Annotated in this window: 8 protein-coding genes; 2 read left to right on the forward strand and 6 right to left on the reverse strand. The window is 65.2% G+C overall.

Annotated elements, in window-relative coordinates; genetic code table 11:
* Positions 1 to 16 precede the first annotated feature (16 nt).
* Entirely contained in the window at positions 17 to 1,075 is a 1,059-nt protein-coding gene (locus tag HMPREF2914_RS10405) for an HlyD family secretion protein (protein WP_023091502.1), read from the reverse strand.
* Positions 1,076 to 1,540: 465 nt separating this feature from the next.
* Between HMPREF2914_RS10405 and HMPREF2914_RS10410 the strand changes: the two genes are divergently transcribed.
* Complete coding sequence (locus HMPREF2914_RS10410; RefSeq protein ID WP_023091501.1) at positions 1,541 to 1,888, forward strand: fucose-binding lectin II; 348 nt, start codon at positions 1,541 to 1,543, stop codon at positions 1,886 to 1,888.
* 46 nt (positions 1,889 to 1,934) lie between these two features.
* Here the strand turns inward: HMPREF2914_RS10410 and HMPREF2914_RS10415 are convergent, their stop codons facing one another.
* From HMPREF2914_RS10415 to HMPREF2914_RS10435, 5 genes are all read right to left on the reverse strand, one after another.
* The gene (locus HMPREF2914_RS10415) at positions 1,935 to 2,609 is read right to left on the reverse strand and encodes a DUF3313 domain-containing protein (RefSeq protein WP_003091746.1); all 675 of its coding nucleotides are present in this window, start codon (positions 2,607 to 2,609) and stop codon (positions 1,935 to 1,937) included.
* Between the two features lie 520 nt (positions 2,610 to 3,129).
* Positions 3,130 to 3,720 carry a transcriptional antitermination factor AmiR gene (gene amiR, locus HMPREF2914_RS10420; RefSeq protein WP_015502569.1) on the reverse strand — a complete coding sequence of 197 codons (591 nt, stop codon included), beginning with the start codon at positions 3,718 to 3,720 and terminating at the stop codon, positions 3,130 to 3,132.
* On the reverse strand, positions 3,717 to 4,874 hold the full coding sequence (gene amiC, locus HMPREF2914_RS10425; RefSeq protein WP_019486566.1) for an aliphatic amidase expression-regulating protein AmiC: 1,158 nt from the start codon (positions 4,872 to 4,874) through the stop codon (positions 3,717 to 3,719). The genes amiR and amiC overlap by 4 nt, the downstream gene beginning before the upstream one ends.
* A 25-nt stretch (positions 4,875 to 4,899) precedes the next feature.
* Positions 4,900 to 6,015: an AAA family ATPase gene (locus tag HMPREF2914_RS10430; protein WP_021265098.1), complete on the reverse strand. Its 1,116-nt coding sequence runs from the start codon at positions 6,013 to 6,015 to the stop codon at positions 4,900 to 4,902.
* A gap of 82 nt (positions 6,016 to 6,097) precedes the next feature.
* Positions 6,098 to 7,138: an aliphatic amidase gene (locus HMPREF2914_RS10435; protein ID WP_021265099.1), complete on the reverse strand. Its 1,041-nt coding sequence runs from the start codon at positions 7,136 to 7,138 to the stop codon at positions 6,098 to 6,100.
* Positions 7,139 to 7,604: 466 nt separating this feature from the next.
* Here HMPREF2914_RS10435 and HMPREF2914_RS32625 point away from each other — a divergent pair.
* On the forward strand, positions 7,605 to 8,043 hold a 439-nt coding region (locus HMPREF2914_RS32625; RefSeq protein ID WP_161802113.1), incomplete at its 3' end, for a hypothetical protein.

Genomic DNA, 8,043 nt, shown 5'->3' on the forward strand with positions numbered 1-8,043 from the left:
CTTGGCCGGCATGGCGTCAGTAGACGTAGTGCAGCAGGCTGATGGCGACGATCTGCGCGCGACCGAGCAGGTGGCTCAGGCCGTCGCCGGGATAGAGCTGCACGGTGGCCTTGGCACCGGTGGGCAGCAAGCCTTCGGGAAATTCGTCGAGCACCACGTGCAGGCGCTGGCGCTGAGCGTCGCGGACCCAGCGGTCGGAGGTGACCGGCGCGGCGAGGTCGCCGTTGGCGTCCAGCTGGCCCTCCTTGACCCCGGCGTCGATGGCCGCCACCCGCGCGCCGAACACTTCGCCGGGACGCGCGTCGAACACCACCGCCGCGCGGTCGCCAGGGCGCACGTAGCGCAGCGATTTCTCGCGGAAGTCGGCGACGATGTCGATGCGGTCGTCCACCAGCGCCGCCACCGGCGTTCCGGCCGGAACGTAGGTGCCCGGGGTCAGTTGCAGGTTGCTCAGGGTCCCGGCGCGGTCGGCCCGGACGCTGCTGTATTGCAGTTGCAGACGGGCCTGGGCCAGGGCGTTACGCGCCTGGCGCAGGCGCAGGTTGTCCTCGCCGGCCGTGCCGCGTCGCGCGGTCAGCTCGCCGATCCGCGCCTGGGCCGCGGCGACCCGGGCACGGGCGGCCTGGGCCTGGGCGCTGACCTGCTCGTGCATCTGCTGCGACACATGGTGGCGCTGCACCAGTTGGGCGGTGCGGCGCGCCTCGCTGTCCAGCTCGCCGGCGCTGCTGCGCGCGGCCAGGAGGTCGGCCTTGGCCGAGGCGATGGCGGCATCCAGCTCGCGGTTGGTGCGCTCGGCTTCCTCCAGCGCCAGTTCGGCCTGGCGCACGGCCAGTTGGAACGGCTCGGGATCGAGGCGGAACAATACTTCGCCGGGCTGCACGTGGCCGTTGTTGGACACCAGCACCTCGGCGACCTGACCGCTGACACGCGGCGCGACGCGCACCACCGGCCGGGTCAACTGGGCCTGCGGGGTGAGCGGCATCCACAGGTCGGCGACCAGGAAGTAGACGAACAGCAACACGAATACCGCGATAGCGACTTGAACCCAACGGGCAAATCGTTGATCGGGAGTCATAGGGTACGAGCCTCGAATCCAGCGGGAATGCAGTCGCCGCAGCGGGGCCTGAATGCGGGGGTTGGCGCGGCCGGGATGGAACCGGCGACCCGGACGACGGCCAGTGGGTAGCCGTCGCCGCTGCGGCGACCAGGTGACGCAGTATATTTCGAGACAATCGCCCTGGCCTGCCGGCATCGGCAATAGATCGTTACAGACAGCGTAACAATCGAACGAGCGGGCCGGCAGGCGGCTGCCATAGACCGGCACCGGACCATGCATCGCCAGTGCCAGGACACCCCTGTAGCCCTCCTGCGAACTCTACCAGTGGCCGCGCCCGGTCGACGGCGTAGATTGGCTGAACGATGCGTCCTTCCTGCCTGCGCATCGCCTGCCGCCAAGGACTGCGGATCTCTCCCGACACGCCATACCGCGCGCCAGACGGCTGCCTGAAAAGGCAGGCCAGGTATTCAGTGGAGATACATCATGGCAACACAAGGAGTGTTCACCCTTCCCGCCAACACCCAGTTCGGCGTCACCGCCTTCGCCAACTCGGCCGGAACCCAGACGGTGAACGTGCAGGTCAACAACGAAACCGTCGCGACCTTCACCGGGCAAAGCACCAACAACGCCATCATCGGCAGCAAGGTGCTCAACTCGGGCGGCGGCGGCAAGGTGCAGATCCTGGTCAGCGTCAATGGCCGCTCTTCGGATCTGGTTTCGGCGCAGGTGATCCTGGCCAACGAGCTGAACTTCGCCCTGGTCGGCTCTGAAGATGGCACCGACAACGACTACAACGACTCCGTCGTGGTGATCAACTGGCCGCTCGGCTAGCGTCGGAAAAGGCGGCGGGGACGCTTAGCCAGTTCCCCGCCGACCGTCATCGACGAGAACCGAGAGTCTTCTCGTACGACATGCGCATGTCGGCCGCCCAACCGTCCAGCACCGCCTTGACATCGTCTCCCGTGATCGGCTGATCGGAATCGTCCAGCGCCTTGCCGGTGCCCTGGCGCACCATCTTCGCCAATACCTTGTTGTCCCCACCGTCGAGCAGCATGGCCTCGGTGGCGATCTGGGTATCCTGGTCGCGAATCCCGACCGCCGTGCTCATCCCAGCAGCGATCAGCGCGATGGGGATGACCTCGTAGGGCCGTAGGCCCTGGGTATGGCTGGAAACTGCGGTGATCGCCGGTTTCAGCACCAGGATACCCGGGCCGGGGGCGCTGGCCAGCGGCAGGCTCTTGCCCAGCTCACGGCGCAATGCCTGATCGTAGTAGGTCGTGATGTCCGCAAGCGTCTTCGCGGAAACCTTGTCGTTCGGTTTCGGGACCGGATAGAACCTGCTGGGCTCGATGTAGATCCGCTGGTAGCGCCGCACGTCCGCCTGCGGGTCTACCCAGCGCAGGAGCGGAGCTCCGGAAGGCGCGGTGGCAGGCGCCAGCGTCGAATAGTCACCGATGAAGCCCGAGTAGTTTTCCGGCTTGACCTGACCATTGGAACAACCCACCAGCGCCGCCAGCAGCGCGCAGGAAACGGCAACTCGAAGTCGTTTCATTAAGAGCCTCGAACAGGGAAAGGAATGTCGCCGAACAATGGAAAACGCTCAGTCGAGAGCGAGTCGCTCAGAATATAGGCAGAAGTTGCAAAAACGGAAATCGCTTGCCGACGCTATATTCGGAATTGCTCCGCAACTCTCGAAGAGCGAATACCTTTTCATTTCAGAACTGTTATGAGTGCGCAGGGAAACCCAGCTCCGGAATATTGAGAAGCCCTAACCGCGGGAGCCGCAGTTCATCTGCGCCTCTTCGTACAGCGACGGCCCGCAGGCGCGTCGCCCCCGCGTCTGTCCAGGACGGCCTGCGCTTTCCCGCCCGAACGCTACCGAACTTCCGGGCATATTAAAGTCGCGCTGGACAGCGGCTTCGAATTCTACCCGAGCGCCTGCGGAAAACGATCCACTCCCAAACAGAATCGAAGAACTTGGAGAGAATCGCCGCACCCCAAGGAAGATGCTTCGACGAACGTTCCGACATCGGCATGCCCCGGCCTGTTGCCAGAAAACAGGCCGGTATCGCTCAGGCGGACGGCTCGTCTCCCAGCAACTCCCGGGCGATCTTCAGGATCGGCTCGCGTCGCTTCATCGCCTCCCGTGACAGGTACTGGTGCGCCTCGCGCTCGTCCCAGCCATGGCGCTGCATCAGCAACGCCTTGGCCTGGTTGATCCGGGCCTGGCCGGCGATGCGTTCCTGGAGCTGCTCGGTCTTCTGCTTCAGCTTCGCCATTTCCTCGCTGATGCGCCGCGCCGATACCAGCACAGGCAGCACCCGGTGGGCGTCGAGCGGCTGGGTGATCACGCCGTGGCACTCCAGTTCGATGATCTGCGAGAGCACCGCGGGGCTTTCGTACTCCACCAGCGCCACCAGGGTAGTGCGCGGAGTTCCGGCGGCGAGCAGCGCAGCGATCTCGTCGTGGTGGCGATTCTGGAAAATGCTGGTGAAGACCACGTCCACCGGCACGTCGAAAGATTCAGGCGGCGGCCAACACTGGCGTACCGAACAACCGATGCGGATCAGTTGCAAGACCAGGGCGTCGCTGACCTCTCCCGGCGGGTTGAGTACCAGCACCTGCAACTCGCGCAGGCTGCCAAGCAGCGAGTTGGCGCTCATGGGAGCGCTCCCCCGCCCATGCTGGCGGACCAGTCGTCGAGGTTATGCACGACGACATAAGGATCGGGGCGAATCGGTTCGGGCGACTGCCAGCGGACCTGGAACACGCCGCGCGCATCGATTTCCGCGATGCGCGAAGACAGGCGGCTGTGGTTGTTCTGGCGCTCCACCCGGACCGGCCCCTGCGGCGCGTCGATGCAAATGTCGTACAGGTGCCGCTGCACGTCTTCCACTCGCCAACTGCCTGCGGCCTGCGCGGCGCGGCCAAGCAGCAAGGTCTGCCAGTAGGCCGCCTCGGCCCAGGCGGTGATGGTCGCGTTTTCCGGGAAGAAGCCATGGCAGGCCTGGACGAAGGCGCGGCTGGCGGCCGTATCGATGCTGGAGAAGTACGGCGCGACCACCACCTGCCCCTCCGCCACGTCGCTCTCCATCTTCGCCACCTCCGCCTCGCTGGTGGTCAGGCTGGCGATCGGCGGCCGCCTGCCATCGCCGTAGCGACGGGCGATGGCGCGATACAGCTCGGCGGTGCCGGTGCCCACCACGGTGGAGAAGACCACGTCGGCGCGCGCCTGGTAGATGCGCTCGACGGCGCGCTGCAAGTCGTCGTCGGAGGGATACAGCGGAATGTAGATTTCCTCGAGCACCGTGCCGCCGTGCTGGCGGTACAGGTGGCGCATCACATGGTTGCTTTCCCGCGGATAGATGTAGTCCGAGCCGATGAACACCACCCGCTCGCCGTAGTGACGGATCAGGTACGCCGCCAGCGGCGCACTGTTCTGGTTCGGCGCCGGACCGCCGTAGACGATGTTCGGCGAATACTCGAAGCCCTCGTAGGGGGTCGGGTAGCAGAGCAGCGCGTCGGCGCGCTCGACCACCGGCATCACCGCCTTGCGCGTATGCGACATGTAGCAGCCCACGAGGAACCGTACCCCCCGGTTGCGAATGAAGTCCTCGGCGCACAGCCGATAGCGGTCCGGATCGCCGCCGGGGTCCTGGGACAGCGTTTCGATCGGGCGACCGCCGACGCCGCCCTCGCGGTTCAGTTGCTCGACCGCGAGCAATGCGCCATAGCGCTGCGAGCGCTCGATATCGGCGGTGACGCCGGTTTCGGAGAACAGCAGGCCGATCAGCGGCCGCTCCTGATGCGATCCCATCCGTTTCCTCTCCTGTGACTGTCGCTCAGCGCCGCACGAAGCGAACCCGCTCGTGCTCCAGGCTCGCCAGGTAGGTCGTGCAGTTCCCGTCGCCCGGCTGGTGGTGGTCGAGCAGATGCTCGGCCAGCGGTACCTCGAGATGATGACGGACGCTGCGGCGCAACGCACGGGCGCCGAACTGCCGGTCGAAGCCGGCGCGGGCGATCTTCGCCAGCACCTCCGGGGTCGCCTCCAGGCGGCAGCGATGCTTCTCCAGGCGCCGGTTGAGCCGCTGCACCTCCAACTCGACCAGGCGCGCGACGACGTTGCGTTCGATCCAGTTGAAGGTGACCACGCTATCGAGACGATTGACGAACTCCGGCGAGAAGGTCTTCAGCAGCCGGGCCCGGACCATCCCGTCGATGTCCCGCCGCCGGCGTTCGCCGCCGACCGGCAGCAGGCGCCAGGGCAGGCGCTGGCGACGCTCGTCGTAGCGCTGGATCTCATGGGCGCAGAGATTGCTGGTCATGAACACCAGGGTATTGCGGAAATGGTAGGTGCGTTCGCCGGAAGCGACCCGCAGCAGGCCGTTGTCGAGCACGTTGAGCAACGTATGGACCACTTCCGGGCTGGCCTTCTCCAGTTCGTCGAAGAGAACGATGCCGGGGCGCCCGGGACTGCCGTCCAGCGTGTCCTGCTCCAACAGGGTGGTGCCCTCCTTCGCCCCGACGTAGCCCGGCGGCGCACCGGTGAGGGCGGCGGCATAGTGCTCCTGGGACAGGGTGTTCATGTCCACCCGGCAGAACCCCTCGGCGTCGCCGTGCAGGGCCCTGGCCAGGGCGCGCACGATCTCGGTCTTGCCGACCCCGGTGGGGCCGAGGAACAGCGCGCTGAACAGCGGACGGCGCGGGTCGGCGATGTCCGCGCGAACCACCTTGAGCATGTCCTCGACGGCCTGTAGCGCCGATTCCTGGCCGAGTACCTCGGCGCGCAGGCAGTCCATCACCGCCGCCGGGTCGAAACGGAAGCGGCTGTGCAGGGCGCTGCGGTGACTCAGGTGGGCCTGGAGCAGACTCGCCTCGGCGAGATTCTCCCGCGCCAGGGCCTGTTCCTCGTCCTGCTGCCGGCGGGACTGGTCGAGCATGTCGCTCAGAAAAGGCATGGATGAAACTCCTTCTGCCACAGGGGGAAATGGCGGAGACGGCGTGCCGCGCGACGGCACGCCGGGCTGGCGGCGTCTGCCGTCAGGCCTCCTTCTCCAGTCCCTCGTAGGGCAGCCGGCCGACCGGGCATTGCGCCACGCCGGTGGACGAGCGGGTCAGTCGCTCGACATTGTCGCGCGCCTTCTCGGCGTCGGTGACCCAGGTGCGGTAGAACTCGAACGGACACTCCGCCAGGCCCCGGTCACCGTCGCCGGACGCCTGCAAGCCGCTGTAGCCGCGGTGGAGGATCTTGAACAGGTGGTTCTGCGACTGATCGTTGGCGCGCGCATCGCGGATCTGCGAAAGCGACAGCTGGGCGTACTGGATACCCATTTCCTCCTCGCCGCACTCGCCCAGGGTACGGCCGTCGAAGCCGATGATCGCCGAGTGGCCGAAGTAGGAATACACGCCGTCGAAGCCGGCGGCGTTGGCCACCGCCACATAGCAGTTGTTGGCCCAGGCCATGGCCTTGGCCATCATCACCTGCTGGTCCTTGGCCGGGTACATGTAGCCCTGGCAGCGCACGATCAGCTCGGCGCCCTTCATCGCGCAGTCGCGCCAGATTTCCGGGTAGTTGCCGTCGTCGCAGATGATCAGGCTGATCTTCATGCCCTTCGGCCCTTCGCTGACGTAGGTCTGGCCACCGGGATACCAGCCCTCGATGGGGCACCAGGGAATGATCTTGCGGTACTTCTGGACGATCTCGCCGTTGTTGTCGATCAGCACCAGGGTGTTGTACGGCGCCTTGCGCGGATGCTCCTCGTGCCGTTCGCCGGTGAGGGAGAATACGCCCCAGACATTGGCCTTGCGGCAGGCGCGGGAGAATATCTCGGTTTCCTCGCCGGGGATCGCCACCGCGGTTTCCATCATCTCCGCCGGATCGTACATGATGCCCTGCAGGCTGTACTCGGGGAACACCACCAGGTCCATGCCGGGCAGGCCCTGCTTCATGCCGACGATCATGTCGGCGATCTTCCGGGCGTTGTCCAGGACCTCCGCCGCGGTGTGCAGGCGCGGCATCTTGTAGTTGACCACCGCCACTCCGACGGTGTCGTTGCTGCTGGAAATATCGCCGTGACGCATGGGTATCACCTCTTGTTGTTATTTTTTCGGGACGAAAAAAGGCCCTCCCGGGTAACCCCGGGAGAGCCCATTTGCTCTGTGCGTATGCGTTAGGTTCGGTCCCGCGACATCGACGCTGATGCGCATGACCTGATGGCGGACATATAAGCCCCGCCGGAAAGGGCTGTCAAGAGCTGTGAGCGCTATGCAATCGACCACGGACGCCGCCATGGGCGACGAACGGTACGCCTACGAAGGTTCCGCGACGCCCCGGCGACAGTTCCTTTTTTCTGCAATTTCCCCCCCGTCCTGTGAAAACGGCAGCCGACGGCAGAGTGGAAATACCGCCGCCGCCGATCACTCGAACGCAATAACCTTTCGCATGAAATCTAATCGCGAAATGTCAATTCCCTGGAGCTTGCAGGCCCCAATGGCGTGGGCTAATCCGAAATACATCACAGGATGTTGATCACCGACGGTGAGGAAAATGATTTCCAGCTTGCTATCCCGCGCACTGCTCGATCCGAAGCTGGCCCATGCCCTGGCGTCGGCGCCCGAGGATGCCATTCGCTCGGCAGAGCACGAAATCTCTTCGGACGATCTGCAATTTCTCTCATCCATCGATAGCGCACTGCTCGCCCGCGCAGCCGAGCGTCTCGAGCACCTGCTAAAGCCCGATTCACCCAACCGGAGTCCTTCGACACGAACGTTGAAGGACTTCGTCTATCTGGTCAGCCAGCAAAAAGGAGCGACGAACATGCTAGAGGATCTGGTGGCACTACTCGACCAGCAGCAACAACAAGGAGGAGCGCAGGCACTGAAGAACCTTGCGTCTCTACTTGACCAACAACAGCAGCAGAAAGGCCGGCAGCTCCTTCAGGACCTGGCCGCCGTCCTCGACCAGCAGCAACAGCAGGGAGGCCGCA

It is taken from the genome of Pseudomonas sp. HMSC067G02 (assembly GCF_001813485.1).
Classification (GTDB): domain Bacteria; phylum Pseudomonadota; class Gammaproteobacteria; order Pseudomonadales; family Pseudomonadaceae; genus Pseudomonas; species Pseudomonas aeruginosa.

Bases quoted from the DNA above. Each gene is read 5' to 3' on its own strand.
- HMPREF2914_RS10415 (WP_003091746.1), bottom strand. From the start codon at position 2,609: ATGAAACGACTTCGAGTTGCCGTTTCCTGCGCGCTGCTGGCGGCGCTG.
- amiC (WP_019486566.1), bottom strand. From the start codon at position 4,874: ATGGGATCGCATCAGGAGCGGCCGCTGATCGGCCTGCTGTTCTCCGAA.
- HMPREF2914_RS10410 (WP_023091501.1), top strand. From the start codon at position 1,541: ATGGCAACACAAGGAGTGTTCACCCTTCCCGCCAACACCCAGTTCGGC.
- HMPREF2914_RS10405 (WP_023091502.1), bottom strand. From the start codon at position 1,075: ATGACTCCCGATCAACGATTTGCCCGTTGGGTTCAAGTCGCTATCGCG.
- HMPREF2914_RS10435 (WP_021265099.1), bottom strand. From the start codon at position 7,138: ATGCGTCACGGCGATATTTCCAGCAGCAACGACACCGTCGGAGTGGCG.
- amiR (WP_015502569.1), bottom strand. From the start codon at position 3,720: ATGAGCGCCAACTCGCTGCTTGGCAGCCTGCGCGAGTTGCAGGTGCTG.
- HMPREF2914_RS10430 (WP_021265098.1), bottom strand. From the start codon at position 6,015: ATGCCTTTTCTGAGCGACATGCTCGACCAGTCCCGCCGGCAGCAGGAC.